We start from the raw sequence: 25338 nt of genomic DNA, 5'->3' as shown, positions 1-25338 counted from the left end.
GCGCTGCGCGCGTCCACCTTCTCCCACAAGGGGAGAAGGAAGACATCACTGTATCGCGGCGATCTTGATGCCGGTCGGTCCGAGAATGACGATGAACAGCACCGGCAGGAAGAACAGGATCATCGGTACCGTCAGCTTCGGCGGCAGAGCGGCGGCCTTCTTCTCGGCCTCGTTCATACGCATGTCCCGGTTCTCCTGCGCCATCACGCGCAGGCTCTGGCCGAGTGGCGTGCCATAGCGTTCGGACTGCTGCAGCGCCAGGCAGACCGACTTGACGCCCTCCAGCCCGGTGCGCCGGGCCAGGTTTTCGTAGGCCACCTTGCGGTCCTGCAGGTAGGATAGCTCAGCAGTGGTCAGCGTGAATTCCTCGGCGAGTGCTACCGATTGCGAGCCGATCTCGACCGCAACCTTGCGGAACGCGACCTCGATCGACATGCCGGATTCGATGCAGATCAGCAGCAGATCGAGCGCGTCCGGGAATGCCCGGCGGATCGAGAGCTGGCGCTTGCTGATGGCGTTCTTCAGGAAGATCATCGGCGCCTGCATGCCGAGATAGGTCGCCAGCAGGCACATGCCGATCTTGATCGGCATCGAATATTCCAGGTTCGACAGCACGAACACGTAGATCACCGAAAAGATGAGGAACACGATCGGCATCACGGCGCGGAAGAACAGGAACGTCACATAGGGCGCCTGGCCGCGATAGCCGGCCATCACCAGCTTGTCGAGCGCGGCTTCCTGCGCCAGCCATTTGCTGAGGTTGAAATCCGTCACCACCTTCGACACCAATTGCCGGGGCGATTGCCGCAATGACCCGCGATCGCTCTTGCTCAGCCGGTCGCGCTCGCGCTGGCGGATGCGCTCGCGCTCGCTGGCGACGGCCTTCATGCGCCTGGCAAGGCCGTTGCCGGCAAACAGCGGCGTGATCAGGCTGTAGGCGGTGCCGGCCACCGCGATGGCCGCCAGCAACAGCGTCATGAATTTGGGGTCGTGGATCTTGGCGATCAGAAAATCGAGCATGCGACACCATCAGAAATCGAAATTGATCATCTTCTTCATGACGAAGATTCCGCACGTCATCCATACCGCGCTGGCGGCCAGCAACAGCCGGCCGGTTGGGTCGGTCCACAACAGCGAGATGTAGTCCGGCGTCGAGAGATAGACGAGCAGCATCACGATCGGCGGCAGCGAACCGATGATGCCGGCGGAAGCCTTGGCCTCCATCGACATCGCCTGAATTTTTTCCGACATCTTCTTGCGATCGCGCAGCACCTTGGAGAGATTGCCGAGCGCTTCCGACAGATTGCCGCCGGACTTTTGCTGAATCGCCACCACGATGCCGAAGAAGTTGGCCTCCGGCACCGGCATGCGCTCGTACAAGCGTGCGCAGGCCTCGCCGAGCGGCATGCCGATCGTCTGGGTCTCGATGATGGCGTAGAATTCCGTGCGCAGCGGCTCGGGCGCGTCGGCGGCGACCACCTTGATGGAATCGAACAACGGCAGACCGGCCTTGATGCCGCGAACGATCACATCGACGGCGTCGGGCAGCGCCTTCAGAAAAGCCTTCTCGCGCCGCGTCTTGAGAAACGCCAGAACCCAGCGCGGCAGGCCGAAGCCGGCGGCAAAGCCGATACCTGCGGCTCCCAGCAGACCGCCGCCGCCCATCAGAACCGTCAGGAACGACGCGACGCCGAGGGCGCCGGAGATCGTCAGGAACTTCTGTTCGCTCCAGTCCAGCCCCGCTTGCGCGATGCGGATGCCAAGCGCGACCTTTTTCTCCTTCTGGCGGCGGGCCTCGACTTCCTTCATCGAGCCCTCGACCTGTTCGCGGCGCGAGCGCTGCGACTTGTCGGACTGGCGTTTCACCGGCTCGCGCCGCGAAACGGCGATACGGCGCTGCTCCATTTTGTTGGCGCCTGACAGCGAGGGATACAGAAACACCCAGGCCAGTCCGCCGACGGCGGTGAAGGCGAGGAAGGCCATCGCGAGCGCCTGCATGTTCATCGCGCGCTCCCTAGTTCATCACAGCGACTTCGGCGGCATCGAGCGCTGCCGCCAGTCGTTTCTCTTCGCCGTAATAGCGCGCACGGTCCCAGAACCGCGGCCGGCCGATGCCCGTGGAGCGGTGCTTGCCGAGAATGTTGCCGTTGGCGTCCTCGCCGGTCATGTCATAGATGAACAGGTCCTGGGTGATGATGGTATCGCCTTCCATCCCCATCACCTCGGTGATGTGGGTGATGCGGCGGGAGCCGTCGCGCAACCGCGCGGCCTGCACCACGACGTCGATCGAGGCACAGATCATCTCGCGGATGGTGCGCGACGGCAGCGAGAAGCCGCCCATCGTGATCATGGACTCGCAACGCGACAACGCCTCCCGCGGGTTGTTCGCGTGCAGCGTGCCCATCGAGCCGTCATGGCCGGTGTTCATCGCCTGCAGCAGATCGAAGGCCTCGGGTCCACGGACTTCGCCGACGATGATCCGTTCCGGGCGCATACGCAGGCAGTTGCGCACCAGTTCGCGCATCGTGACCTGGCCTTCGCCCTCGATGTTTGGCGGCCGGGTTTCGAGCCGCACCACATGCGGCTGCTGCAGCTGCAGTTCGGCGGCGTCCTCGCAGGTGATGATGCGCTCGTCGTCGTCGATATATTGCGTCAGGCAGTTCAGCAGCGTGGTCTTGCCGGAGCCGGTGCCGCCGGAGATCAGCACGTTGGCGCGGCAGCGGCCGATGATTTGCAGGATGGTGGCGCCTTCCGGCGAGATCGCGCCGAACTTGACCAGCTGGTCGAGCGTCAGCTTGTCCTTCTTGAATTTGCGGATGGTGAGCGCCGGCCCGTCGATCGCCAGCGGCGGCACGATGGCGTTGACGCGGCTGCCGTCGGCGAGGCGAGCGTCGCAGATCGGCGAGGATTCATCGACGCGGCGGCCGACTTGGCTGACGATGCGCTGGCAGATGTTGAGGAGCTGCTGGTTGTCGCGAAACCGGATACCGGTCTTCTGGATCCGACCGGCAACTTCGATGAACACGGTGCCGGCGCCGTTGACCATGATGTCCGAGATGTCATCACGCGACAGCAATGGTTCCAGCGGGCCGTAACCGAGCACGTCGTTGCAGATGTCGTCGAGCAGCTCTTCCTGCTCGGCGATCGACATCACGATGTTCTTGATCGCGATGATCTCGTTGACGATGTCGCGGATTTCCTCACGGGCCGATTCGCCGTCGAGCTTGGCAAGCTGCGCCAGATCGATCGCCTCGATCAGAGCGCCGAAGATCGTCGCCTTGACCTGGTAGTAGTTCTCCGACTTTCGGTCGGCGATGGTTGCAGCAGTCGTCGTGCGGGCCGGCGACAGCGGCGGCGACGAGACCGGCGGCGCGCTGACGCTGGGCGCGCTCGGGGCAAGCTCCATCGTGCTGGCGGGCTTGATGGCCCGGGGTTCTGTATCGCTTGCGCTACGCTTACCAAACACGACGACGCTCCTGGCGGTGTCTTACTTTGACCGCAACTTCTCGAGGAATGGCGACAGGAAAGAGCCGCGCGGCTTCTTGGTCTCGCCGCGGCCGGTCAACCGCTGCGCGATCTGCAGGAATATCTCGGTAGTGCGATGACCGCTGGCGATCTCGGCGATCATCTGCCCGTTGTTGGCCGCCAGGCCGAACATCTGCGGATCGAACGGGATCGAGGCGATCGGCGCCGTCTCGATCGCCTTGGCGAATTCGCTGGCAGTGATTTCCGGGCGCTTCGGCACGCCGACCTGGTTGAGGCAGTACACCGGCGCACGGTCATTGGGTCGCGCGGCCTTGATCAGGTCATACATGTTCTTGGCGTTACGCAGATTGGCGAGATCGGGAGCCGCGACGATCAGAATGTCGTCGGCGCCGATCAGCGCCCGCCTGGTCCAGCCCGACCATTGATGCGGCACGTCGAGCACGATGCAGGGCATCGTGGCGCGCAGCGTATCGAAGATCGAGTCGAACGCATCCGCGCCGAAATCATAGACCCGCTCCAGCGTCGCCGGCGCCGCCAGCAGGCTGAGATGGTCGGTGCATTTCGACAGCAGGCGGTCGATGAAGGCGGTATCGACGCGGTCCGGCGAGAACACCGCATCCGCGATGCCCTGCGGCGGATCCTGGTTGTAATCGAGCCCGGCGGTGCCGAAGGCCAGGTCGAGATCGGCAACGACGGAATCGAGCGCGAGGTCGCGCGCGATCGCCCAGGCGACATTGTGGGCGATGGTGGAGGCGCCGACGCCGCCCTTGGCGCCGACCACCGCGATGATGCGGCCGACCGCCTTGGCTTCCGGCGCCGAAAACAGCCCGCAGATCGAGCGCACGACGTCGATCGGCGCCACCGGCGCGATCACGTAGTCGCTGACGCCGCGGCGTACCAGTTCGCGGTACAGCGTGACGTCGTTGACCTTGCCGATCACCACGACGCGGGTGCCGGCGTCGCAGACCGAAGCGAGCTGGTCGAGGCCGGCGAGGATGTCGGTTTTCGGCTCGGTCTCGAGCACGATGACGTTGGGAGTCGGTGACGAGCGATAGGCCTCGGTGGCCGCGGCCATGCCGCCCATCTGGATCTTGAGATGCGCCTTGCCGAGCCGGCGGTCCTCGCCGGCGGCCTGCACGGCCGCGGCGGTTTCCGGAGTCTCGCAAAACGCTTGCACCGACACCCGGGGTGCCGGCGCGATGTGTTCTTCCGCCATCGGCGGTGTGGCAGCCGGATCTTCCCCGGCCTGGCGTGCGTAGCTGATCATTTGCCGATATCGCTCAGTTTGGCCTTGTCGCTTTCGGGATAGGTGATCGCCGTCGGGGTACCCTTGCGGTATTTCTCGAAGGCGGCGGTGCGCCGTGCCGTATAGGCCGGGCTTTCCGGTCGCGGCTGGATCAGGTCGGCGGGGTTATCGACCATCGCCGCCATGTTGCGCTGATAGGCGCAGCCAAAGTTGTGATAGGACCGATTCTCCAGGTAGCTCGGGTTCTTGATCGAGGGACCGAGATCCGCCGGCCAGGTGCCACATGGGCCGGCATCGGCCACGATGCGCGGATATTTCAGCCGGATGGTTGCGAACAGACGCGGATCCTCCGGATGGTACTGCCGCACGGTCACGCCGCCGGCGGGGAGGCCGACCTGGACGAGCAGCATCTGGATCTCCCGCAGCGACTCCTGCGCGGCGCGGGCGTTCGGCGTACCGACCGGCACTTCAGCAATGATGGCGCCGGTGCCGTCGGCGAGCCAGGTCTGGCCGAGCCCGATGACGTCGGCGCGCTGCGCCGAAGTCAGGCCGCCGCGCGTCGAGCCGACGAAGATCTCAGTGTTGCGGTTCGATTCCTGGATCACGATCGGATGCCGCAGCCGGTAATCCTCCGGCGCCAGTGCCAGACTGCCGGTCACTTCCGGTTGACGGGTCGTGTTACATGCGCCGAGCGCCAGAGCGAGGCCGGTCAAAGCGAGCGCCAGGCAGAGCCTTTTACGGAAGGCGGCGGGGTGTGTGGTGGTCATGATTCTGTCCTCGTCCCGCGTCAGTCCGTGATAAAGCCGTAGGTGCCGCGATAATTCTTGGTGGTCTCGGGCCGGCCTGGTGCGCCATAGATGCGATTGATGCTGCCGAGCAGGTCGGCCTGCGGATCGGAGGCGGAAGCAAATCCATCGTCCGGACGCGACAGATCCTTCTGCGCGACGGCGCGGACCACCATCGGCGTCACGATCACCATCAGCTCGGTCTGGTTGTTGACGAAATCACGGCTGCGAAACAGCGTGCCCAGCACCGGCAGCGTGGACAGCCCGGGCAGTCCGTTGATCGCCTGCTTGGTCTGATCCTGGATCAGGCCGGCCATCGCCATGGCGCCGCCGGAGGGAATTTCCAGCGTAGTTTCGGCGCGGCGCACCTTGATCGAGGGTACCGTGAGGCCGCTGATGGTGATTGAATTGTCGGTCGAGACTTCCGACACTTCGGTCATCACCCGCAGGCTGATGCGGCCTTCCGACATCACCACCGGGGTGAAGTTGAGCGAGATACCGAACTTCTTGAACGAGATCGAGGGCGCGCACTGGCCTACCGCGCCTGCCGCGGTGGTCTGGCAGGTCACGCCGGTCGGGATCGGGAATTCGCCGCCGGCCAAAAAGGTCGCGGATTCGCCGGAGATCGCCGTCAGGTTCGGTTCGGCCAGCGTACGCACCACGCCGGCGCTTTCCATTGCCTTCAGCGTCGCCGTCACGGACGGCACGGCGCCGCCGCCGAACGAGGCCGCGGTGCTGCCACTGCTGAGCGAACGACCCAGTGCGGTGAAAGCATTGGTGTTGGTGAAGGTCACGGCAGACGTGCCGTAAGCCAGATTGGCGGTCAGATCGATTCCGAGCTGCTTGACGATGCTGCGCGTGACTTCCGCCACGGTGACCTTGAGCAGCACCTGGTCGCGGCCGCGCACGACGATGCTGTTGACGACCTTGTCGACCCCGCCGACGAGGCGCGCGGCAATGTCGCCGGCCTGTTGCGCTTCGATCGGGCTCGAGACCGAACCCGACAGCATCACGCCTTCGCCGACGCCCTCGATCCGCAGGTCGGCGTTCGGCATCGCCTGCCGCAGCGCAGCGCGCACGCCGTTGAGGTCGCGGGTGACGGCAATGTCATAGGCGGCGATCTGCTGCCCGGTGGAGTCGAAGAACACGATGTTGGTCTGGCCGACGGTGGCGCCGATGATGTAGGCGCGCTGCGCCGAGCGCACGACGGCATTGGCGATCTTCGGATCCGCCACCAGAACGTCCTTGATGTCGCGCGGCAGGTCGATGACCACCGACTTGCCGATGCCGAGCGCCAGGAAGCGCGCACCCATCTGCCCCTCGGACGACACCGGCGCGCCGGCATAGCCGCGCGGGTCGGCGGCCAGTACAGGCGACAGCGCGGTATTCAGCGCAAAAGCCGAAATAGCCGTAAACGACAGCGCGCAGACCATGAAGGCCTGCATCGATCCGCTGGTTGTCATGCGCCTCATCGTCTGCGTCCTCGTCACTTGGTCGTGGTCTGCGTCGGGATGCCGTAGCGAACGACGTTGACGCTATCGCGCTTGGCATTGCGGTCTTCGCTGACCGGATCGGGCAGGTTGCGGTCCACCAGCGCGCGCAGCGCCAGCGACAGCGTGCCGGTCTGCCGCGCCCGCGCCAGTATCTCGGCCTGCTCCGGCTTCAGCTCCAGCGTCGCGGTCTTGCCGACGACGGTGTTCTGGCCGTCCTTTTCCTTCGGCGCCTGATCGATCGCGAGCACGCGGATGTTGCTCATGATGACTTCGGAATTGACGATGTCGGCTGCGCCGCCGCGGTCGGGGTTCCGGTCGCGCTTGGACAGGATCACATCGACGCGGTCGTTCGGCAGGATGAACCCGCCGGCGCCGGTTTCCGGGGAGATTTCCGTGGAGACCGCGCGCATGCCGGTCGGCAGCACGGCGGCCATGAAGCCGGAGCCGTTGGCGCGCACCAGCTTGGGCTCGCGAATTGGCTCGCCGGCGATGAAAGGCGACCGCGCGATCGAGCCAGCCAGTTGGTTGGGTGCATCCGGCCTGTCGGTGCGGCGAATGACGGTGGAACTGGCGGCGGAGGACGGCCAGCTTTGCCACTGCACGTCACCGGGCCCTAGCGTCTGACCAAGCGCGATTTCGGATTTGGCGACGAGGACGTCGGTGGTTTGCAGTTGCGCGACCGGCGCGACCGGCGGCGGCGCCTGTTCGGAACTGCCGGCCAGATAAAGGGCCACGCCACCCGCGCCTACGGCAATGGCCAGGACCACGATGCGTGCGGTATTCATACGCTTCAACTTTCCACATTACGCCGCGACGCGAACGTCGCTGTAAGGGGCAGTTGACCAGCTATTCGTCAAAGCATGGTTAATGCGCGGTATCTAAATCGAGCCTAGCGGTAATCGCTGCTCAGTGCAGCGCCAGTCGGGTCAGATCGACGGCCCGGATCCATTCTGTTTCCGGGTAGACCATCAAGGCCCCCAGCGCGAGCGCGATGCCGTAGGGGATGCCGGTCTCCCTGTCATGCAGCTTCAGAAGCCAGGGCTGGCGGCCCAGCGCCTGCGGCAGCGGCCACTGCCGCGCCTGCAGCAGCAGCAGCGTCAGCGCGCCGCCGAACAGCGAGGCATAGAGCAGAAAGTCGAGCAAATGGCCGAAGCCGAACCACAATCCCACCGAGGCCGCCAGCTTTGCGTCGCCGCCGCCGACCCAGCCGAAGGCAAAGCAGGTGAAGGCCACCACGAGCACCGCAGCGCCGGCGCCAACATGCGATCCGATGTCAGGGAGTGACATGCCGCCGAACAGGGCCAAGACGGCAAAGCCGACGATCAGCAGCATCGAAATGCGATTCGAGATCGTCATCGTGAACAGGTCGCTGGCGGCGGCAAAAGCCATCAGTGCCGGGAACAGCAGCAGGCGTGCAAGGTCGAGGATCATCAATCAGGCCCGTTGCGGCGATGCAGCCAATCTAGCCGGCAGAAATGAACAATCGGCAAACACGCCGGAATTACCAGGCGCCGATGATCCGCGTTGCCAGCGCGGCCAATGCCAGCACCAAAGCGAGGCAGACGATGCCGGCGGGTTCGCGAAACAGGGCCGCCAGCGGCGAAGACGGCTGCGCCAGCAGGCGCGGATTGGGCTTACTCATCAGCGACGCCTTGTCGGGCGACCGGCCTGTCGTGAACCGGTGCCGCACGCATTGATACAATTAAATACAAAAAAGGCTCCGGTTTCTCCGGAGCCTTTTCTGCAAGATCGACCGATGCTTACTTCAGCGAAGCGTTGATGCTGCCAAACGTCGAGTTCAGCTTGGTGCCCAGGCCGTTGACGGCGGCGATGATCACCAGCGAGATGCCGGCTGCAATCAGGCCGTATTCAATAGCGGTGGCGCCGGACTCGTCCTTGACGAAACGCGCAACGAGATTCTTCATAATACAAACTCCATGAGTACACGAGGCTGTCGAACTAAGGTTTGGTCCTGTCGGCGTTCTCAGCACCGTGACCATGTCGGTACTCTAGGAGACGACACTTGCAGACGGGTTAATTCGATCGCCGAAAGTGGCCTTGAATCATCACTTGTTGAGCACGGTAAATGAAAACTTAAGCGTATTCAGTGGGACATGGGCTAAATCTCCGGAGCGACGGGGCCGGGTTCATGGCTCTTTAAGTATGATGCGCTACCTGTCGGATCAGATTACCCGATGAGGTCGCCATGTTTCCAATGCCCATGGAAATCGTTGATATGTGCGGCGAGACCCTCGCCAAGGTTGCGCCGATCACGCTCGTGCTGGCGATCGTCTTTACGGTGCTGTCCCATTTCTGGGCCTGCAATCCCGGCAAGGCATGGTGGCAGAAGACCGAGCTCGTCACCGATATCTGTTACTGGTTCTTCATCCCGCTGCTGACCCGCGTGGTCCGTATCGGCCTGCTGGTTCTCGGTGCTGCCGTCATTTTCAATATCCATGACGCCGGCGGATTGATCGCATTTTACGACAATGGTCATGGTCCGCTGGCCGAAATGCCGCTATGGGCGCAGGCCATCGTCTTTCTCGTGGTATCCGACTTCCTGCTGTACTGGTTCCACCGCATGTATCATGGCGGCGGGTTCTGGAAATACCACGCGATTCATCACTCTTCGGAAGATCTGGAGTGGATCTCCGCGGCGCGCTTTCATCCGGTCAACCTGTTTCTCGGCACGGTCGCCGTCGATGTCGTGCTGTTGATGGCCGGCATCTCGCCTAACATCATGCTGTGGGTTGGCCCATTCACGACGTTCCACTCCGCCTTCGTGCACGCCAACCTGAACTGGACGCTGGGTCCGCTGCGCTACGTGATCGCCACGCCGGTGTTTCACCGCTGGCATCACACCTCAATGGCTCGCGGCGGCGACACCAATTTCGCCGGCACCTTCCCGGTCTGGGATATTCTGTTTGGTACCTTCCGGATGCCGGAAGGTGAATTGCCGGACGATTACGGCGTCGATGGCGAACCGCTGCCCACTGCGTTCGGCGGCCAGTTGATCTATCCCTTCAAGCAGTGAAGGCGGGCCTGACGGCCGCAACCTCGACGGTCATCGCGCGGCTTGACCGAGAGATCTGGTTGCAACGGCAGCGGTGAGAAAAGCCGCCTCAACTTCGTCTGTTCGGGCACCTAACTGGCGGGCGATGACAACGGGATTCCAAAGCTCGCATCTCTTTTGCAATCTCCTGTTCCCGTTTGCTCTTCCTTCACCAATTAACGTCAGATTTGCCATGTCGGGCGTCGGCACCGCTGCGTATCTGCTTTTGCCGGCCTTGTTCGTCCCGGAGTACAGAATGTCGTTTTTGTTGCGTAAGCGCGTGCGCGCGCTGTTATTGCTCCCACCGCTCGCGGCGGGGATGTTGCTGACCCCGGCCGTGGTGGCGGCGCCGGTCGATGACCTGATCGCGGTCAATGTCGATCAGGCCACGCTGGTCAAGTTTCCCGGCCAGATCGCCACCATCGTGGTCGGCAATCCGCTGATTGCGGATGTCACCTTGCAGCCGGGGGGCCTCGTCGTCGTCACCGGCAAGGGCTACGGCGCCACCAATGTGATCGCCATCGATCGCCGCGGCCAGGTGCTGATGGATCGCATTATCCAGGTGCAGGGCCCGAGCGACAAGGTGGTGACGGTCTTCCGTGGTGTCGAGCGCGAGTCCTATAGCTGCACCCCTGTGTGCCAGCGCCGCGCGACGCTCGGCGACAGCGACGGTTTCTTCAACACGACGATGGGGCAGGCGGGTTCGCTGAGCACATCGGCCGGCGCTGCCGCGGCACCGAAGACCAATTGATCCGGCGATGCGAGCGCGTGCGAACGGTCCGGCCGGTGCGTCGGATCGTGGTTAACATGGCGATAACGGCGCGTGACAGGTCGTCTGTGTCGCTGGAAACACTTCCACAATCAGTTTGCGGTAATCTTGGCGCCAGACAATCACGGTAGTTCAGGGTTTACTGATGCTTTTACCGATCATCTCGATCTCGGCGTCCGGCCGCACGGTGCGCGGCTTCGGACGGGACCGGCGCGGTTCTGCCGCCGTCGAGTTTGCGATCGTTGCGCCGGTGTTCTTCGCGCTGATCTTCGCCATCATTGAAACGGCCATCGTGTTCTTCGCCGGCCAGGTTCTTGAGACCGCGGTGCAGGACAGCGGACGCACATTCTTCACCAGCACGGCGATGTCGAAATCGGCCTATGAAACGGCGGTCTGCGACCGCGTCAAGGTGTTGATGGACTGCACGAAGCTGCGCAACGATGTGCAGACCTATGCGGCGGGCGCCGCCTTCACGATTGCCGATCCGATCGATGCCAACGGCAAATTCGTCGACAGCTTCAGCTACAACCCGCCGGCTACGACCGACACGACCAGCACCGTGGTGGTGCGTTCGTTCTACCAGTGGCCGCTGTTCGTGACAGGTCTTGGCTACAACATCGCCAACATCAACCGCGGCGGCACCAGCCAGTCGCGCCTGCTGACGGCGACAGCCGCATTCCGTCCGCAATGAGAGCCGGGATCATGGTCAGGTCTGTTGCATCGTGCTGCCGGATTTCGCGCTGTCTGAGACGCCTGGCGGCGGACAATTGCGGTATCGCCGCGGTTGAATTTTCCATGATCATGCCGCTGATGATCTTGATGTTCTTCGGCATGATCGACGTCTCGATGGGGGTCGGCGCAGATCGCAAGGTCACGATCATCGCGCAATCGATGGCAGATCTGGCCTCGCGCTATACCAAGGTTACCGACACCGACTTCACCAACTTCTTCACGATCGGTGATGCGGTGCTGACGCCCTACACCGCTTCGGCGCTCACGGTCACGATCAGTCAGGTCTATATCGACCCGACGACCGGTACCGGAAAAATCTACTGGAGCAAAGGCGATGCAGCGCGCACGGTGAATTCGGCGATCACGGTGCCGACGGGGCTGATCGGGAAAGACTCATCGAACAACGTGCTGGCGAACCAGTACCTGATCCTCGCCGAGGTGAGCTACGTCTACAAGCCGATCATCGGTTACGTCGTGCCGAAGGCCGGCATTACGCTCAGCGAGTCGACCTACACCCGGCCGCGACAGTCGGCCTGCGTGTTTTATTCGGCGGCCAACGACTGCAAGTAATTTGCGCCGCGGATGCGGGCAAACGCATCAATAGCAAAAGGCCGCACTGCAAAGCGCGGCCTTTTGTACATGTCGATGACTTCACGCAGCGGCAGCCGCGGAGTTCGTTTAGCCGGCGGCGCGCAGGTTGTCGGCCGAAGACTTGCCAGAGCGACGATCGGCAACGATTTCGTAGCTGATCTTCTGGCCTTCACGCAGGGTGCCCAAGCCGGCACGCTCGACAGCGCTGATGTGCACGAACACGTCGTTGCCGCCGTCATCCGGCTGAATGAAGCCGAAGCCCTTGGTCGCGTTAAACCACTTCACAGTTCCCATGCTCACGGGGGTAGTCCCTTCTCAATAAACTTTAGTAGTAGCCGGCGCCCCTCTCCGGAGGGCGCGCAGGCTGGTGACATCGAATTTTTGGAAGGGTCGTCAGTCTAGACCGGCTGCACCGGGGGATAGATAATGTCGTCCGGCCGAAAATCGATTGACAGATGTTAAGCGAAGCGGGCGGTCAAGACAATCCTGACGCGCATGATTTTTTGATAGCGCACGAACAGTCGCGCCTCCCACGAAAAACCGCGCGCGACACAGGGTGCCACGCGCGGTGTAGTTGTTGTGCAGTGCAAGCTAGGCGTCGCGCGCGTTAGCGTACTTAGCGCCGGCGGAACTGGCCGCGCGGCGGAGCGCCACGCGGTGCGCCGCCGCCGGGACGTTCGTCCTTGTGGCGGAAGATCAGCCGGCCCTTTTCGAGATCGTAGGGCGACATCTCGATCGTCACGCGATCACCCGCCAGCGTCTTGATGCGGTTCTTTTTCATCTTGCCTGCGGTGTAGGCGACGATTTCGTGTCCGGCATCCAGCTGCACGCGGTAGCGCGCATCCGGAAGGATTTCGGTCACCAGTCCTTCGAACTGGATCAGCTCTTCTTTGGCCATTCGTTAGCTCCAGATCGATCGTGTGTTAGCGCGGACGCTGGGTGCGGTTCGGCGTGGTATTGGGTCGGCTCTCGCGATGCAGGAAGGCAACGCCCTGCATCCCTTCTTTCGGTGCAGCGCCGGCCTGGGTGGCCGGACGTGCGGTCGGTTCGTGCCGCGCGTTGTCGCGGTTCGGTTGCGGTGCGCCGCCATTGCCGCCGCCCGGGGGGCGACGACGGTTGCGCGCGTTCTGGCCAGGCGCGCCGTCATTGCTGCGCGGTGCGGACGGGCGCGAATTGCGGTTCTGACCGCCACGGTTCTGGGAGGGCGGCGGACCCACGTCGTTGCGACCGGGGGTGCGGCGATCTTCCTTAGGCAGCGAGATGCGGATCAGCTTTTCGATATCGCGCAGATACGCCATTTCCTCGCCGGAGCAAAGCGAGATCGCGATGCCCTCGGCCCCGGCGCGCGCGGTGCGGCCGATGCGGTGGACATAGGTCTCGGGGATGTTCGGCAGGTCGAAATTGACGACATGGGTGATGCCGTCGACGTCGATGCCGCGGGCGGCGATATCGGTCGCCACCAGCGTCTTGATTTCCCCGCTGCGGAAATTCGCCAGCGTGCGCTCGCGATGGTTCTGCGACTTGTTGCCGTGGATGGCGTCGGCGCGGATGCCGGCGCGCTCAAGGCCCTTCACGACCTTGTCGGCGCCGTGCTTGGTGCGGGTGAAGATCAGCGCGCGGTTGACGGTCTCGGACTTCAGGATCTGCGCCAGGATGGTCGGCTTGGCGGAGTGATCGACCTGGATCACGCGCTGGGCGATGCGCTCCACGGTGGACGCCACCGGGGTCACGGCGACGCGGGCGGGGTCCTTCAGCATCGATTCGGCGAGCTCGGCGATGTCCTTCGGCATGGTGGCCGAGAAGAACAGCGTCTGGCGCTTGATCGGCAGCTTGGCGACGATTTTGCGGATGTCGTTGATAAAGCCCATGTCGAGCATGCGATCGGCTTCGTCGAGCACCAGGAACTCAACCAGGTTAAGTTTCAGGCCGTTGCTCTGCACGAGGTCGATCAGTCGGCCGGGGGTGGCGACGAGGACGTCGACGCCCTGCATCAGCGAGCGCACCTGGCGGCCCATCGGCACGCCGCCGATGGCGAGTGCGGAGGTAAGGTGCATGTGGCGGCCGTAGGCGTTGAAGCTCTCTAGGATCTGGCCGGACAGTTCGCGGGTCGGGCTGAGCACGAGCACGCGGCAATGCTTGGGCTGCACCTTGATGCGGTCGAGCAGCAGGCGGTGCAGGATCGGCAGCGCGAAGGATGCGGTCTTGCCGGTGCCGGTCTGGGCGATGCCGATGACGTCCTTGCCGGTGATGGCGATCGGGATGGTCTGCGCCTGGATCGGGGTTGGGGTGGTGTAGTTTTCTTCTTTAAGCGCACGGGTAATGGGCTCGGCGAGGCCGAATTCCTGAAAGGTGGTCAAAAGATAGGTCTTTCCATCATGAAAGCAGGCGCCCGGCCATCAGGCCAGGAGCGCGCGAGGGGTGTCTGGAGACACCCGCGTGTCTGGGGCGTCGTTTAGGTTGGCTGAAGGGGCAAGCCAGAAACCGTTGGACGGGATCAGTACACGCGGCTCGCATAGACCTGATGATTCTCAAGGTCGTGTTGGTCATATGGAACAGGAACGCGGCGTTTTCAAGGTCAATCGAGGCAGTAGCCGATCCAGCGACAAAATACCGCTGCACGAAATTTATACAAACGTGCATTATTGCAAGTTTTTTGGTCCGCCTGCCTTGGCGGCGTTCAGAGTATGAGCGCAAAAATTAGGCACGCAATCGTCGCGGGACTCGCCGGATCGCGGAATTACCAGCAGTCACAAAGCGATAACGCGCAGAATGGCGATGGCACACTTCTTGCCATTCCCTTGACGCATCGGCCGTGGGGCCGGTCCGCAAACATTTACGTCTGCGTCAGGGAGATGAACGCACATGATCACCAATTTGACTCACGCCATAGCCGGGCCGCTCACCCGGCGCCGCGCCTTGGCGGCGACCGCGGGCCTTGTCCTCGGCCTTTCGGCCTTCTCGCCCGCCATGGCAGCAGACGACACCATCAAGGTTGGCGTGTTGCACTCGCTGTCGGGTACGATGGCGATCTCCGAGACGACGCTCAAAGATACGGTTCTGTTCATGATCGATGAGCAGAACAAGAAGGGCGGCGTGATGGGCAAGAAGCTCGAGGCCGTGGTGGTCGATCCCGCCTCGAACTGGCCGCTGTTTGCCGAGAAGGCGCGTGAACTGATCACCAAGGACAAGGTCGCCGTGGTGTTCGGCTGCTGGACCTCGGTGTCGCGCAAGTCGGTGCTCCCGGTGTTCAAGGAATTGAACTCGGTCCTGTTCTACCCCGTGCAGTATGAGGGCGAGGAATCCGAGCGCAACGTGTTCTACACCGGCGCGGCTCCCAACCAGCAGGCGATCCCCGCGGTCGATTACCTGATGAAGGACGAAAAGGTGAAGCGCTGGGTGCTGGCCGGCACCGACTACGTCTATCCGCGCACCACCAACAAGGTGCTGGAAGCCTACTTGAAGTCGAAGGGCGTCAAGCAGGAAGACATCATGATCAACTACACCCCGTTTGGCCATTCGGACTGGCAGACGATCGTCGCCGACATCAAGAAGTTCGGCTCGGCGGGCAAGAAGACCGCGGTGGTCTCGACCATTAATGGTGACGCCAACGTGCCGTTCTACAAGGAACTCGGCAACCAGGGCATCAAGGCCAAGGACATCCCGGTGGTGGCGTTCTCGGTCGGTGAGGAAGAACTCGCCGGCATCGACACCAAGCCGCTGCTCGGCCATCTCGCCGCCTGGAACTACTTCCAGTCGATCAAGGACCCGGAGAACGAGAAGTTCATCAAGTCCTGGCAGGCCTTCACCAAGAACCCGAAGCGCGTGACCAACGATCCGATGGAAGCTACCGTCATCGGTTTCAACATGTGGGTGAAGGCGGTCGAGAAGGCCAAGTCGGTGGAAGCCGACAAGGTCATCGACACGCTGCCGGGCATCGAAGCCAAGAACCTGACCGGCGGGACCTCGAAGATGCTGCCGAACCACCACATCACCAAGCCGGTGTTCATCGGCGAGATCAAGGGTAACGGCCAGTTCGACGTCGTCTGGAAGACCCCGGGTCTGGTGGCCGGCGACGCCTGGTCGAAGGAGCTCGAAGGCTCCAAGGACCTGATCGGCGACTGGGTCGGCAAGAAGTGCGGCAACTACAACACCAAGACCAACAAGTGCGGTGGTCAGGGCTCCTGATCCCGTCGTGATGGTCTGAGCAACGCGGGACCGTCTTTGCCCGTCATTGCGAGGAGCATCTGCCGTGGCTCGCAGAGCCACGGCAGATGCGACGAAGCAATCCAGTCCTTCTTCCTTGCGGCTCTCTGGATTGCCGCGTCGCTTCGCTCCTCGCAAAGACGGGGGCGCGATCCGTCGTTTGATGAGTTACTCCCGAGCAAACTGGAGAAGGCGGCAGTGTCGCCGCCTTCTTTTTTCTCCCGTCCGGGGTCATAAAGTGCATAATAAACTAGCCGCGCGTTTTCGCGTTCTGATCTGTGCCGTGCTTCTGATAGCCGCGTCTGCCATTCCCGCGCTGGCCGGTCCAATCGAGGACGCCGTCGCCAAATTCGCCAATGATGATTATTCCGACACCGACGACGCCATCGGCGTGATCGCCACCTCCGGCAACCCGCAGGCCTTCGCCATCATCACCGCGCTGCAGGACGGCCGGCTGATGGCCGACCCCGACAGCAAGAAAGTCTATCTCACCGACGCCGACGGCAAGAGCACCGACGTTGCAACCGGCGCGCCGGTCGCCAGCGTGCCCGACAGTGCCGCCGCGGTGCGCCTCAACAACCGCCTGCGTCGGACCATCGATGCGGCGCTGGGCGGGCTGACGCTGATGTCGCCGGATCCCGCCAAGCGGGTCGAAGCCGCGCAATCGGTGTTCAAGACCCATGACGCCGCGATGCTGCCGATTGTCGATCAGGCGCTGGAGAAGGAAACCGACAAAAAAGCGAAGCAGGCATTCATCGAGGCCCGCGCCGCCATCCTGCTGTTCAAGGAAGACGCCACCGACGTCGAGAAACTCGAATCGATCGCCGTCATCAAGGCGCGTGGCGACCAGGAAGCCCTGGCGCTGCTGACCGGGCTCGCCGGCGCCGAGCAATCGATCCTCGTGACCCGCAGCGCCGCCAGCGCCACCAAGGCGATCGAGAGCCGGCAGACGCTGTGGTCGATCGCCCAGAACGCCTGGTATGGCCTGTCGCTCGGCTCGGTGCTGCTGCTCGCCGCCATCGGCCTCGCCATCACCTTCGGCGTGATGGGCGTCATCAACATGGCGCATGGCGAGATGGTGATGATCGGTGCCTATGTCACCTTCGGCGTGCAGGAGATCATCCGCACATCCTATCCCGGGCTGTTCGACTATTCGCTGCTGATGGCGGTGCCGCTGGCGTTCCTGATCGCCGGCATCATCGGCATCGTCATCGAGCGCACCATCATCCGCTTCCTCTACGGCCGCCCGCTGGAAACGCTGCTGGCGACCTGGGGCCTGTCTCTGGTGCTGCAGCAGGCGGTGCGCACCATGTTCGGCCCGACCAACCGCGAGGTCGGCAATCCGTCCTGGATGTCCGGCGCCTTCGAACTCGGCCAGATCACCATCACTTACAACCGGCTGTGGATCCTGTGTTTCACGCTGGCGGTGTTTGCGATCCTGCTGGCGATGCTGCGCTATTCCAGCATCGGGCTGGAAATGCGCGCGGTGACCCAGAACCGCCGGATGGCGGCCTCGATGGGCATCGCGACCTCGCGCGTCGATGCGCTGACCTTCGGGCTCGGTTCCGGCATCGCCGGGATCGCCGGCGTGGCGCTGTCGCAGATCGACAACGTCTCGCCCAATCTCGGCCAGAGCTACATCATCGACTCATTCATGGTCGTGGTGTTCGGTGGCGTCGGCAATCTGTGGGGCACGCTGGTCGGCGCGTTTTCGTTAGGGATCGCCAACAAGTTTCTCGAGCCGGTCGCCGGCGCGGTACTCGGCAAGATCGCCATTCTGGTGCTGATCATCCTGTTCATCCAGAAGCGCCCGCGCGGGTTGTTCGCACTCAAGGGCCGGGCGATCGAAGCATGATGATGAATGTAGATATGAACGCCTGCCGTGACGCGCTGCTCTTCTCCCTCCCCCCTTGCGGGGGAGGGTCGGGGAGGGGGGTAACCCCAAGCGACGTCGCCTGTGGCAACCCCCACCCCCGACCCCTCCCCGCAAGGGGGAGGGGAGCCGGCCGTGCACTGTTGTGGAGTCCGCGCGTATGACCCCGCACATCCTCACCCGCTCGCTGGACCGTAGCGCCACGATCTTCCTGCTGATCGTGGCGTCCGTCGGCGTACTGCTGCCCCTGTCCAACCTGCTGCTGCCGGCCGATTCCATGTTCCAGGTGCCGACCTATCTGCTGGCGCTGTTCGGCAAATATGTCTGCTACGCGATCCTCGCGCTGTCGATCGACCTGATCTGGGGCTATTGCGGCATTCTCTCGCTCGGCCACGGCGCGTTCTTCGCGCTCGGCGGCTATGCGATGGGCATGTATCTGATGCGCCAGATCGGCCCGCGCGGCGTCTATGGCAATCCCGTCTTGCCGGACTTCATGGTGTTCCTGAACTACAAGGAGCTGCCGTGGTATTGGTACGGCTTCGACATGTTCTGGTTCGCGGCCCTGATGGTGCTGCTGGTGCCGGGCCTGCTCGCCTTCGGCTTCGGCTGGCTGACGTTCCGCTCCCGCGTCTCGGGCGTGTACCTCTCGATCATCACCCAAGCGATGACCTACGCGCTGCTGCTGGCCTTCTTCCGCAACGATTTCGGTTTCGGCGGCAACAATGGCTTGACCGACTTCAAGGACATTCTCGGCTTCAACGTGCAGGCCGATGGCACTCGAGCGGCTCTGTTCGCGTTGAGCTGCCTTGCTTTGATGCTCGGCTTCCTGATGTGCCGCGCGGTGGTGACGTCGAAGCTCGGCAAGGTACTTATCGCGATCCGCGATGCGGAATCGCGCGCGCGTTTTCTCGGCTACCGCGTCGAATCCTACAAGCTGTTCGTGTTCACGCTGTCGGCCTGCATGGCCGGCGTTGCGGGGGCGCTCTACGTGCCGCAGGTCGGCATCATCAATCCCGGCGAGTTCGCCCCGGCCAATTCGATCGAGGCGGTGATCTGGGTCGCCGTCGGTGGCCGCGGCACGCTGATCGGCGCGGCGCTCGGCGCCGTCGTCGTCAACTACGCCAAGACCGTGTTCACCTCAGGCGCGCTGGCGCCGTACTGGCTGTTCATGCTGGGCGCGCTGTTCATCCTGGTGACGCTGCTGCTGCCGAAGGGCATCATCGGTACCTTCAACGCCTGGTGGGAGCCGTGGAAGGCGAAGCGCGACACCGCCAATGAAGACAGCGCCGCCGCTGAAGACGGCGTCAGCAAACCCCGACCAGCGGAGTAGGGCGCATGACCATTACCGACACGCCTGAGCTTGTAAAGCCGACCTACCACGCGCCCGTGGCGGTCGATCCGCAGGTCGCCGCCCGCGAGGCCGAGGCGCGGCAGAAGCGCATCACCTCCGCATTGCTGTATCTCGACGGCGTCCACGTCTCGTTCGACGGTTTTCACGCCATCAACAATCTCTCGCTGGTGCTTGGCCCCGGCGAGATGCGCGCCATCATCGGCCCGAACGGCGCCGGCAAGACCACCATGATGGATATCATCACCGGCAAGACCCGACCGGACGAGGGCGACGTCTATTTCGACGGAATCCACGATCTCACGCTGCTCGACGAGACCGAGATCGCCAAGCTCGGCATCGGTCGCAAATTCCAGAAGCCGACGGTGTTCGAGAGCCAGAGCATCGAGGACAATCTGATGCTGGCGCTGAACGTCGACCACAGCGTGCGCGGCACGCTGTTCTGGCGCAACACACGGGCGCAGATGGAGCGTATCGGCCGCGTGCTGGAAACCATCCGCCTGACCGATTCCCGCCACCGCCTTGCCGGCAATCTCTCGCACGGCCAGAAGCAATGGCTGGAGATCGGCATGCTGCTGGCGCAGGATCCGAAACTGCTGCTGGTCGATGAGCCCGTCGCGGGGATGACCGACGTGGAAACCCACCAGACCGCCGAACTGCTGAAGGCAATCAACCGCGACAACAAGACCGTGGTGGTGGTCGAGCACGACATGACCTTCGTGCGCGAACTCGGCGTCAAGGTGACGTGCCTGCACGAAGGGACGGTGCTGGCGGAGGGCACGATCGATCAGGTCTCGACCAACGACCGCGTCGTCGAAGTGTATCTGGGAAGATGACAATGCTGAAGGTCGATAATATCAGCCTGTATTACGGCGCGGCGCAGGCGCTGCGCGGCGTCACGGTGGCGGCGGAGCCCGGCAAGGTGACCTGCGTTTTGGGCCGCAACGGCGTCGGCAAGACCTCACTGCTGCGTGCGCTGGTCGGCCAGCAGGCGATCTCGTCGGGCTCGATCACCTTCGACGGCCAGGACATCTCGGCGCTGAAGCCCTATGAGCGGGCGCGGCGCGGTATCTCCTTCGTGCCGCAGGGCCGCGAGATCTTTCCGCTGCTCACGGTCGAGGAAAACCTCAAGACGGGTTACGCGCCGCTGAAGCGGGCTGATCGCCATATTCCCGACGACGTGTTCTCGCTGTTTCCGGTGCTGAAATCGATGCTTGGCCGGCGCGGCGGCGACCTGTCGGGCGGCCAGCAACAGCAACTCGCGATCGGCCGCGCGCTGGTGATGCGGCCGACGCTGCTGCTGCTGGACGAGCCGACCGAAGGCATCCAGCCCTCGATCATCAAGGACATCGGCCGCGCGATCACCTACCTGCGCAGTCTCGGCACGATGTCGATCGTGCTGGTCGAGCAATATCTCGACTTTGCCTGCGAGCTCGGCGACAATTTTGCGGTGATGGACCGCGGCGTGGTGAAATTCGCCTGCGATCGCTCGACGCTGGATCCCGCCGAGATCAGCCGGCAGATGGCGCTGTGATCCATCCGCTGTATGATGCGGGCGGAGACAGCATGGCCATCGATTCCCCCGACGCATCATCCGCGATCTTTGCCGCCAACCGCGCCCGCGGCGCGGTGACCTTCGACGTGCAACTGATCGACGGCAAGACCCGCCGCCGCCAGTTGCATGAATCCGGCTCGCTGCGCGTTCGCTTCCCGTCGCCGGAGGATCACGGCCTGTCGGCGATGTTCGTCAACACGGCGGGCGGTGCTGCGGGCGGCGATCGCTTCGATATCGATATAGCGGCGGGGGAGGGCACCCGCCTGACCGTCAGCACCGCCGCGGCCGAAAAAGTCTATCGCTCGCACGGCCCCGCAGCCGAGATCAACATCAGGCTGACGGCCGGCGCCGATGCACACCTCGCCTGGCTGCCGCAGGAGACCATCCTGTTCGATCGCTCCCGGACTGAGCGTTCGATCGACATCGACCTCGATGCCACGGCCTCGCTGGTCGTCTGCGAGATCGTGATCTTCGGCCGCGCCGCGATGGGCGAAAAGATGCTGTCCGGCGGCTTCGTCGATCGCTGGCGGCTGCGCCGCGGCGGCCGTCTCGTGTTCGCCGAAACCGTTCGGCTCGACGGCGACCTCGGCGAGAAACTGGCAAGGCCGGCGATCGCCAATGGCGGCCTCGCCATCGGCACCGCGCTGATCGTGCCCGGCGACGAGGCGCTGGTGGAGCGCATCCGCGAGGCGTCAGATGGGTTCGGCGGAGAGGTGGGAATCTCCTCGTGGAACGGATTTGCAATGGCCCGTTTCTGTGCGCAAGATGCGGCCAAGCTACGCACCGACATGATGAAGGTCCTGGCGCGCTCCGGCGCGGCGCTGCCGCGGCTGTGGCTGAACTAAACATGCAAGTCGAGTAGGCCGATGAATCTGTCCCCCCGCGAAAAAGACAAGCTGCTGATCTCGATGGCCGCGATAGTCGCGCGCCGAAGGCTCGAGCGCGGCGTCAAGCTGAACCATCCCGAGGCCATCGCGATCATTTCCGACTTCATCGTCGAAGGCGCCCGCGACGGCCGCACCGTCGCCGAGCTGATGAAGTCCGGCGCCGAGGTCATCACCCGCGCGCAATGCATGGACGGCATCGCCGAAATGATCCACGACATCCAGGTCGAGGCCACCTTCCCGGACGGCACCAAGCTGGTCACCGTCCACGAACCGATCCGATGAAGGAGCCTGCCATGGCCGACGCCCCGTCGAAGCCGAGCTGGAAGGACCTTGCCGAGTTCGACCTCAGCGATCCCGAGAGCGCGCTGGCGCTGGTCGAGCATTTTCACGGTGAGTGGTATAATGGCGGTTTCTCGCAATTGTTCGCGAACTGGAATCGCGCGGATATCGTGCTGATCCCCGAGGCGCTTAGAATCGTCGGCGCGCCCGAGGCCGCGCCGGTCGTCGAGGCCGCGATCGCTTTGTTTCCTGACGATCAGGACGACTGGCGCGATATCGCGCTCAAGGCCATGCTGGATCCGGCAAGTCCGCTCGGCAACAAGCTATGGGATCTGAACGGCTCGCTTGGCGATCTCGAGGATGTCATCCAGCAGGCCGCCGAGGCGTTCGAACTGAAGCTCAGCGAAGACGAAGATCTGTAAAGGACCGACCATGATCCCCGGTGAACTCTTCATTCAGGACGGCGAGATCGAACTCAACGCCGGCCGCGCGACCGTGACGCTGACGGTGGCGAATTCCGGCGACCGGCCGATCCAGGTCGGCTCGCACTATCATTTCTTCGAGACCAATCCCGGCCTGAAATTCGACCGTGCCCTTGCCCGCGGCATGCGGCTCGACATCGCCGCCGGCACCGCCGTCCGCTTCGAGCCCGGCCAGAGCCGCGACGTGCAACTGGTCGAGCTGGCCGGCAAGCGTGAGGTCTACGGCTTCCGCGGCGACGTGATGGGGAAGCTGTAGATGTCGGTCAGGATCAAGCGTTCCGTCTATGCCGACATGTTCGGCCCCACCACCGGCGATCGCGTCCGGCTGGCCGATACCGATCTCATCATCGAGGTCGAGAAGGACTTCACCATCTACGGCGAGGAGGTGAAGTTCGGCGGCGGCAAGGTGATCCGCGACGGCATGGGGCAGTCGCAGGCCACCAATGCCGAGGGGGCGGTCGATACCGTGATCACCAACGTGCTGATCGTCGACCACTGGGGCATCGTGAAGGCCGACGTCGCCATCCGCGAAGGCTATATCTGCGCGATCGGCAAGGCCGGCAATCCCGACATCCAGCCCGGCGTCACCATCAATGTCGGACCGGGCACCGACGTCATCGCCGGCGAAGGCAAGATCCTTACCGCCGGCGGCTTCGACAGCCACATCCATTTCATCTGTCCGCAGCAGATCGAGCACGCGCTGATGTCCGGCGTCACCTCGATGCTCGGCGGCGGCACCGGCCCGTCGCACGGCACCTTCGCCACCACCTGCACGCCCGGCCCGTGGCACATCGGGCGGATGATCCAGTCGTTCGATGCCTTCCCGGTCAATCTCGGCATCTCCGGCAAGGGTAACGCCTCGAAGCCCGCCGCGCTGATCGAGATGATCCATGCGGGGGCCTGCGCGCTGAAGCTGCACGAGGACTGGGGCACCACGCCGGCCGCGATCGACAACTGCCTGACCGTCGCCGACGACCATGACGTGCAGGTGATGATCCATTCCGACACGCTGAACGAATCCGGCTTCGTCGAGGACACCATCAAGGCCTTCAAGGGCCGTACCATTCACGCCTTCCACACCGAAGGCGCCGGCGGCGGGCACGCGCCGGATATCATCAAGGTCGCCGGCCTGCCGAACGTGTTGCCGTCCTCGACCAATCCGACGCGGCCGTTTACGCGCAACACGATCGACGAGCATCTCGACATGCTGATGGTCTGCCACCATCTCGATCCGTCGATCGCGGAAGATCTGGCGTTTGCCGAAAGTCGCATCCGCAAGGAAACCATCGCCGCCGAAGACATCCTGCACGATCTCGGCGCGCTCTCGATGATGTCGTCGGACAGCCAGGCGATGGGCCGGCTCGGCGAGGTCATCATCCGGACCTGGCAGACCGCCGACAAGATGAAGAAGCAGCGCGGGTCCTTGCCGCAGGACAACGGCAACAACGACAATTTCCGCGTCAAGCGCTATATCGCCAAGTACACGATCAACCCTGCGATAGCGCATGGCGTGTCGAAACTGATCGGCTCGGTGGAGAAGGGCAAGCTCGCCGATCTCGTGCTGTGGTCGCCGGCGTTCTTCGGCGTCAAGCCGGATCTGGTGATCAAGGGCGGCATGATCGTGGCGGCGCCGATGGGCGATCCCAACGCTTCCATTCCGACGCCGCAGCCGGTGCACTACCAGCCGATGTTCGGCGCCTTCGGCCGCGCGCTGACGCAGTCGAGTTTCGTGTTCACCTCGGGGGCGGCGATCTCGAACGGGCTGCAGGCCAGGCTCGGCACGCAGAAGGCGCTGTATGCCGTGGAAAACACCCGCAGCGGCATTTCGAAGAAGAGCATGATTCACAATGACGCGACGCCGGACATCGAGGTCGATCCGGAGACCTACGAGGTCCGCGCCGATGGCGAGTTGCTGACCTGCGCGCCGGCCGAAGTGCTGCCGATGGCGCAGCGCTATTTCATGTATTGAATGCCGCTTGTGGCTTCCCTTCCCCCTTGTGGGAGAGGGTGGCCGCGCGCCAGCGCGGACGGGTGAGGGGTGTGTGGCGCTTTGTAGTTACCCCTCATCCGTCGCGGGCTTCGCCCGCGCCACCTTCTCCCACAAGGGGAGAAGGAAGAAAGCGGTGGCACGTCCTGCGCGCAACAAGCCCCCTTCAATCCCGCGCCATAACCCCCTAAGGTCCGCCCCGGCCGTCTCAGTGCCACAACAGAACCGGGAGCATTCGCCTTGATCTACGTCGTCGCCACCCTGACCGTGAAACCCGAAACACGGGCCGAACTGATTGCCGCCGCTACCGCCTGCATCGCCGAGACCCGCAAGGAAGCCGGCAATATCGCCTATGACATGCATGAGAGCATCACCGACCCGACCAAGATGGTGTTTGTCGAACAATGGGAAAACGCCGAGGCGCTGGTGCCGCATCGTCAGATGGAGCACATGAAGGCATTCGGGCGCGTCGCCGTAAAATGCTTTGCCGCGCCGCCGAAGATCGAGATCATCACCCCCGCCGATGTCGTCGTGCGATAGGACGCGCCGGCGCGGATTTACAAGAATGAG

General features: G+C 63.5%; 28 protein-coding genes. 15 read left to right on the top strand and 13 right to left on the bottom strand.

Annotated features, from left to right (window positions below):
- Window positions 1–45: 45 nt before the first annotated feature.
- From FNL56_RS23325 to FNL56_RS23285, 10 genes are all read right to left on the bottom strand, one after another.
- Window positions 46–1020 (bottom strand): type II secretion system F family protein, encoded by a 975-nt coding sequence (locus FNL56_RS23325; protein ID WP_143575222.1) that lies wholly within the window; start codon window positions 1018–1020, stop codon window positions 46–48.
- A 9-nt stretch (window positions 1021–1029) separates the two neighbouring features.
- Window positions 1030–2004, bottom strand: a complete 975-nt coding sequence (locus FNL56_RS23320) for a type II secretion system F family protein (protein WP_143575221.1) — start codon at window positions 2002–2004, stop codon at window positions 1030–1032.
- A gap of 10 nt (window positions 2005–2014) precedes the next feature.
- Window positions 2015–3466, bottom strand: a complete 1452-nt coding sequence (locus tag FNL56_RS23315) for a CpaF family protein (RefSeq protein ID WP_143575220.1) — start codon at window positions 3464–3466, stop codon at window positions 2015–2017.
- Between the two features lie 21 nt (window positions 3467–3487).
- Entirely contained in the window at window positions 3488–4753 is a 1266-nt protein-coding gene (locus FNL56_RS23310) for an AAA family ATPase (protein ID WP_143575219.1), read from the bottom strand.
- On the bottom strand, window positions 4750–5499 hold the full coding sequence (locus FNL56_RS23305; RefSeq protein WP_143575218.1) for a CpaD family pilus assembly protein: 750 nt from the start codon (window positions 5497–5499) through the stop codon (window positions 4750–4752). Before FNL56_RS23305 ends, FNL56_RS23310 begins: the two co-directional genes overlap by 4 nt.
- 20 nt (window positions 5500–5519) lie before the next feature.
- On the bottom strand, window positions 5520–6980 hold the full coding sequence (locus FNL56_RS23300; protein WP_246660767.1) for a type II and III secretion system protein family protein: 1461 nt from the start codon (window positions 6978–6980) through the stop codon (window positions 5520–5522).
- Between the two features lie 23 nt (window positions 6981–7003).
- Window positions 7004–7795 (bottom strand): Flp pilus assembly protein CpaB, encoded by a 792-nt coding sequence (cpaB, locus tag FNL56_RS23295; protein ID WP_143575216.1) that lies wholly within the window; start codon window positions 7793–7795, stop codon window positions 7004–7006.
- Window positions 7796–7916: 121 nt separating this feature from the next.
- The gene (locus FNL56_RS23290; protein ID WP_143575215.1) at window positions 7917–8441 is read right to left on the bottom strand and encodes an A24 family peptidase; all 525 of its coding nucleotides are present in this window, start codon (window positions 8439–8441) and stop codon (window positions 7917–7919) included.
- A 70-nt stretch (window positions 8442–8511) separates the two neighbouring features.
- Entirely contained in the window at window positions 8512–8652 is a 141-nt protein-coding gene (locus tag FNL56_RS27890) for a hypothetical protein (protein WP_168203010.1), read from the bottom strand.
- 118 nt (window positions 8653–8770) lie between these two features.
- Window positions 8771–8935: a Flp family type IVb pilin gene (locus FNL56_RS23285; protein WP_143575214.1), complete on the bottom strand. Its 165-nt coding sequence runs from the start codon at window positions 8933–8935 to the stop codon at window positions 8771–8773.
- A gap of 281 nt (window positions 8936–9216) precedes the next feature.
- Here FNL56_RS23285 and FNL56_RS23280 point away from each other — a divergent pair, with 281 nt between their 5' ends.
- The 4 genes from FNL56_RS23280 to FNL56_RS23265 all read left to right on the top strand — a co-directional run bounded on the left by FNL56_RS23280 (window position 9217) and on the right by FNL56_RS23265 (window position 12133).
- Window positions 9217–10044, top strand: coding sequence for a sterol desaturase family protein (locus FNL56_RS23280; RefSeq protein WP_143575213.1), 828 nt, complete (start codon window positions 9217–9219; stop codon window positions 10042–10044).
- A 274-nt stretch (window positions 10045–10318) separates the two neighbouring features.
- A complete protein-coding gene (locus FNL56_RS23275; RefSeq protein ID WP_143576334.1) occupies window positions 10319–10813 on the top strand; it encodes a pilus assembly protein N-terminal domain-containing protein in 495 nt (164 codons plus the stop codon).
- 163 nt (window positions 10814–10976) lie between these two features.
- Entirely contained in the window at window positions 10977–11522 is a 546-nt protein-coding gene (locus FNL56_RS23270; RefSeq protein ID WP_143575212.1) for a TadE/TadG family type IV pilus assembly protein, read from the top strand.
- Window positions 11519–12133 (top strand): TadE/TadG family type IV pilus assembly protein, encoded by a 615-nt coding sequence (locus FNL56_RS23265; RefSeq protein WP_441351250.1) that lies wholly within the window; start codon window positions 11519–11521, stop codon window positions 12131–12133. The genes FNL56_RS23270 and FNL56_RS23265 overlap by 4 nt, the downstream gene beginning before the upstream one ends.
- Window positions 12134–12241: 108 nt before the next feature.
- On the opposite strand, the gene FNL56_RS23260 is transcribed toward FNL56_RS23265, so the two are convergent.
- From FNL56_RS23260 to FNL56_RS23250, 3 genes are all read right to left on the bottom strand, one after another.
- Window positions 12242–12454 carry a cold-shock protein gene (locus FNL56_RS23260; protein WP_011474122.1) on the bottom strand — a complete coding sequence of 71 codons (213 nt, stop codon included), beginning with the start codon at window positions 12452–12454 and terminating at the stop codon, window positions 12242–12244.
- 316 nt (window positions 12455–12770) lie between these two features.
- Window positions 12771–13052, bottom strand: coding sequence for a translation initiation factor IF-1 (gene infA / locus FNL56_RS23255; RefSeq protein WP_143575210.1), 282 nt, complete (start codon window positions 13050–13052; stop codon window positions 12771–12773).
- A 25-nt stretch (window positions 13053–13077) separates the two neighbouring features.
- Window positions 13078–14511 (bottom strand): DEAD/DEAH box helicase, encoded by a 1434-nt coding sequence (locus FNL56_RS23250; protein ID WP_143575209.1) that lies wholly within the window; start codon window positions 14509–14511, stop codon window positions 13078–13080.
- A 505-nt stretch (window positions 14512–15016) separates the two neighbouring features.
- On the opposite strand from FNL56_RS23250, the gene urtA reads away from it, so the two are divergent.
- The 11 genes from urtA (at window position 15017) to FNL56_RS23190 (ending at window position 25308) form a co-directional block, all read left to right on the top strand.
- A complete protein-coding gene (gene urtA / locus FNL56_RS23245) occupies window positions 15017–16339 on the top strand; it encodes an urea ABC transporter substrate-binding protein (protein WP_143575208.1) in 1323 nt (440 codons plus the stop codon).
- Between the two features lie 301 nt (window positions 16340–16640).
- Window positions 16641–18212, top strand: coding sequence for an urea ABC transporter permease subunit UrtB (urtB, locus tag FNL56_RS23240; RefSeq protein WP_441351249.1), 1572 nt, complete (start codon window positions 16641–16643; stop codon window positions 18210–18212).
- Window positions 18213–18390: 178 nt separating this feature from the next.
- Window positions 18391–19560, top strand: coding sequence for an urea ABC transporter permease subunit UrtC (gene urtC / locus FNL56_RS23230; RefSeq protein WP_143578316.1), 1170 nt, complete (start codon window positions 18391–18393; stop codon window positions 19558–19560).
- 5 nt (window positions 19561–19565) lie between these two features.
- Window positions 19566–20414 carry an urea ABC transporter ATP-binding protein UrtD gene (gene urtD, locus FNL56_RS23225; RefSeq protein ID WP_143575205.1) on the top strand — a complete coding sequence of 283 codons (849 nt, stop codon included), beginning with the start codon at window positions 19566–19568 and terminating at the stop codon, window positions 20412–20414.
- Window positions 20415–20416: 2 nt separating this feature from the next.
- Window positions 20417–21112, top strand: coding sequence for an urea ABC transporter ATP-binding subunit UrtE (gene urtE / locus FNL56_RS23220; protein WP_143575204.1), 696 nt, complete (start codon window positions 20417–20419; stop codon window positions 21110–21112).
- A gap of 32 nt (window positions 21113–21144) precedes the next feature.
- Window positions 21145–21978 carry an urease accessory protein UreD gene (locus tag FNL56_RS23215; protein WP_143575203.1) on the top strand — a complete coding sequence of 278 codons (834 nt, stop codon included), beginning with the start codon at window positions 21145–21147 and terminating at the stop codon, window positions 21976–21978.
- Window positions 21979–21999: 21 nt separating this feature from the next.
- Window positions 22000–22302 (top strand): urease subunit gamma, encoded by a 303-nt coding sequence (locus FNL56_RS23210; RefSeq protein ID WP_068733936.1) that lies wholly within the window; start codon window positions 22000–22002, stop codon window positions 22300–22302.
- Window positions 22303–22313: 11 nt separating this feature from the next.
- On the top strand, window positions 22314–22721 hold the full coding sequence (locus FNL56_RS23205) for a DMP19 family protein (RefSeq protein WP_168203009.1): 408 nt from the start codon (window positions 22314–22316) through the stop codon (window positions 22719–22721).
- A 10-nt stretch (window positions 22722–22731) separates the two neighbouring features.
- Window positions 22732–23037, top strand: a complete 306-nt coding sequence (locus tag FNL56_RS23200; RefSeq protein ID WP_143575201.1) for an urease subunit beta — start codon at window positions 22732–22734, stop codon at window positions 23035–23037.
- Window positions 23038–24750: an urease subunit alpha gene (gene ureC / locus FNL56_RS23195; RefSeq protein ID WP_143575200.1), complete on the top strand. Its 1713-nt coding sequence runs from the start codon at window positions 23038–23040 to the stop codon at window positions 24748–24750.
- 258 nt (window positions 24751–25008) lie between these two features.
- Window positions 25009–25308, top strand: coding sequence for a putative quinol monooxygenase (locus FNL56_RS23190; protein ID WP_143575199.1), 300 nt, complete (start codon window positions 25009–25011; stop codon window positions 25306–25308).
- The last annotated feature ends 30 nt before the right edge of the window (window positions 25309–25338 follow it).

Source organism: Tardiphaga sp. vice304, from assembly GCF_007018905.1.
Taxonomy (GTDB): Bacteria; Pseudomonadota; Alphaproteobacteria; order Rhizobiales; family Xanthobacteraceae; genus Tardiphaga.
Note: the sequence above shows the minus strand (reverse complement) of the source record. Positions and strands in the feature narration are given on the sequence as shown.

Bases quoted from the DNA above. Each gene is read 5' to 3' on its own strand.
- cpaB (WP_143575216.1), bottom strand. From the start codon at position 7,795: ATGAATACCGCACGCATCGTGGTCCTGGCCATTGCCGTAGGCGCGGGT.
- FNL56_RS23320 (WP_143575221.1), bottom strand. From the start codon at position 2,004: ATGAACATGCAGGCGCTCGCGATGGCCTTCCTCGCCTTCACCGCCGTC.
- FNL56_RS23215 (WP_143575203.1), top strand. From the start codon at position 21,145: ATGGCCATCGATTCCCCCGACGCATCATCCGCGATCTTTGCCGCCAAC.
- FNL56_RS23200 (WP_143575201.1), top strand. From the start codon at position 22,732: ATGATCCCCGGTGAACTCTTCATTCAGGACGGCGAGATCGAACTCAAC.
- FNL56_RS27890 (WP_168203010.1), bottom strand. From the start codon at position 8,652: ATGAGTAAGCCCAATCCGCGCCTGCTGGCGCAGCCGTCTTCGCCGCTG.
- FNL56_RS23310 (WP_143575219.1), bottom strand. From the start codon at position 4,753: ATGATCAGCTACGCACGCCAGGCCGGGGAAGATCCGGCTGCCACACCG.
- FNL56_RS23270 (WP_143575212.1), top strand. From the start codon at position 10,977: ATGCTTTTACCGATCATCTCGATCTCGGCGTCCGGCCGCACGGTGCGC.
- urtE (WP_143575204.1), top strand. From the start codon at position 20,417: ATGCTGAAGGTCGATAATATCAGCCTGTATTACGGCGCGGCGCAGGCG.
- FNL56_RS23210 (WP_068733936.1), top strand. From the start codon at position 22,000: ATGAATCTGTCCCCCCGCGAAAAAGACAAGCTGCTGATCTCGATGGCC.
- urtC (WP_143578316.1), top strand. From the start codon at position 18,391: ATGACCCCGCACATCCTCACCCGCTCGCTGGACCGTAGCGCCACGATC.
- urtA (WP_143575208.1), top strand. From the start codon at position 15,017: ATGATCACCAATTTGACTCACGCCATAGCCGGGCCGCTCACCCGGCGC.
- FNL56_RS23305 (WP_143575218.1), bottom strand. From the start codon at position 5,499: ATGACCACCACACACCCCGCCGCCTTCCGTAAAAGGCTCTGCCTGGCG.
- FNL56_RS23290 (WP_143575215.1), bottom strand. From the start codon at position 8,441: ATGATCCTCGACCTTGCACGCCTGCTGCTGTTCCCGGCACTGATGGCT.
- FNL56_RS23285 (WP_143575214.1), bottom strand. From the start codon at position 8,935: ATGAAGAATCTCGTTGCGCGTTTCGTCAAGGACGAGTCCGGCGCCACC.
- FNL56_RS23325 (WP_143575222.1), bottom strand. From the start codon at position 1,020: ATGCTCGATTTTCTGATCGCCAAGATCCACGACCCCAAATTCATGACG.
- infA (WP_143575210.1), bottom strand. From the start codon at position 13,052: ATGGCCAAAGAAGAGCTGATCCAGTTCGAAGGACTGGTGACCGAAATC.
- FNL56_RS23300 (WP_246660767.1), bottom strand. From the start codon at position 6,980: ATGACAACCAGCGGATCGATGCAGGCCTTCATGGTCTGCGCGCTGTCG.
- FNL56_RS23205 (WP_168203009.1), top strand. From the start codon at position 22,314: ATGGCCGACGCCCCGTCGAAGCCGAGCTGGAAGGACCTTGCCGAGTTC.
- urtD (WP_143575205.1), top strand. From the start codon at position 19,566: ATGACCATTACCGACACGCCTGAGCTTGTAAAGCCGACCTACCACGCG.
- FNL56_RS23275 (WP_143576334.1), top strand. From the start codon at position 10,319: ATGTCGTTTTTGTTGCGTAAGCGCGTGCGCGCGCTGTTATTGCTCCCA.
- FNL56_RS23265 (WP_441351250.1), top strand. From the start codon at position 11,519: ATGAGAGCCGGGATCATGGTCAGGTCTGTTGCATCGTGCTGCCGGATT.
- ureC (WP_143575200.1), top strand. From the start codon at position 23,038: ATGTCGGTCAGGATCAAGCGTTCCGTCTATGCCGACATGTTCGGCCCC.
- FNL56_RS23280 (WP_143575213.1), top strand. From the start codon at position 9,217: ATGTTTCCAATGCCCATGGAAATCGTTGATATGTGCGGCGAGACCCTC.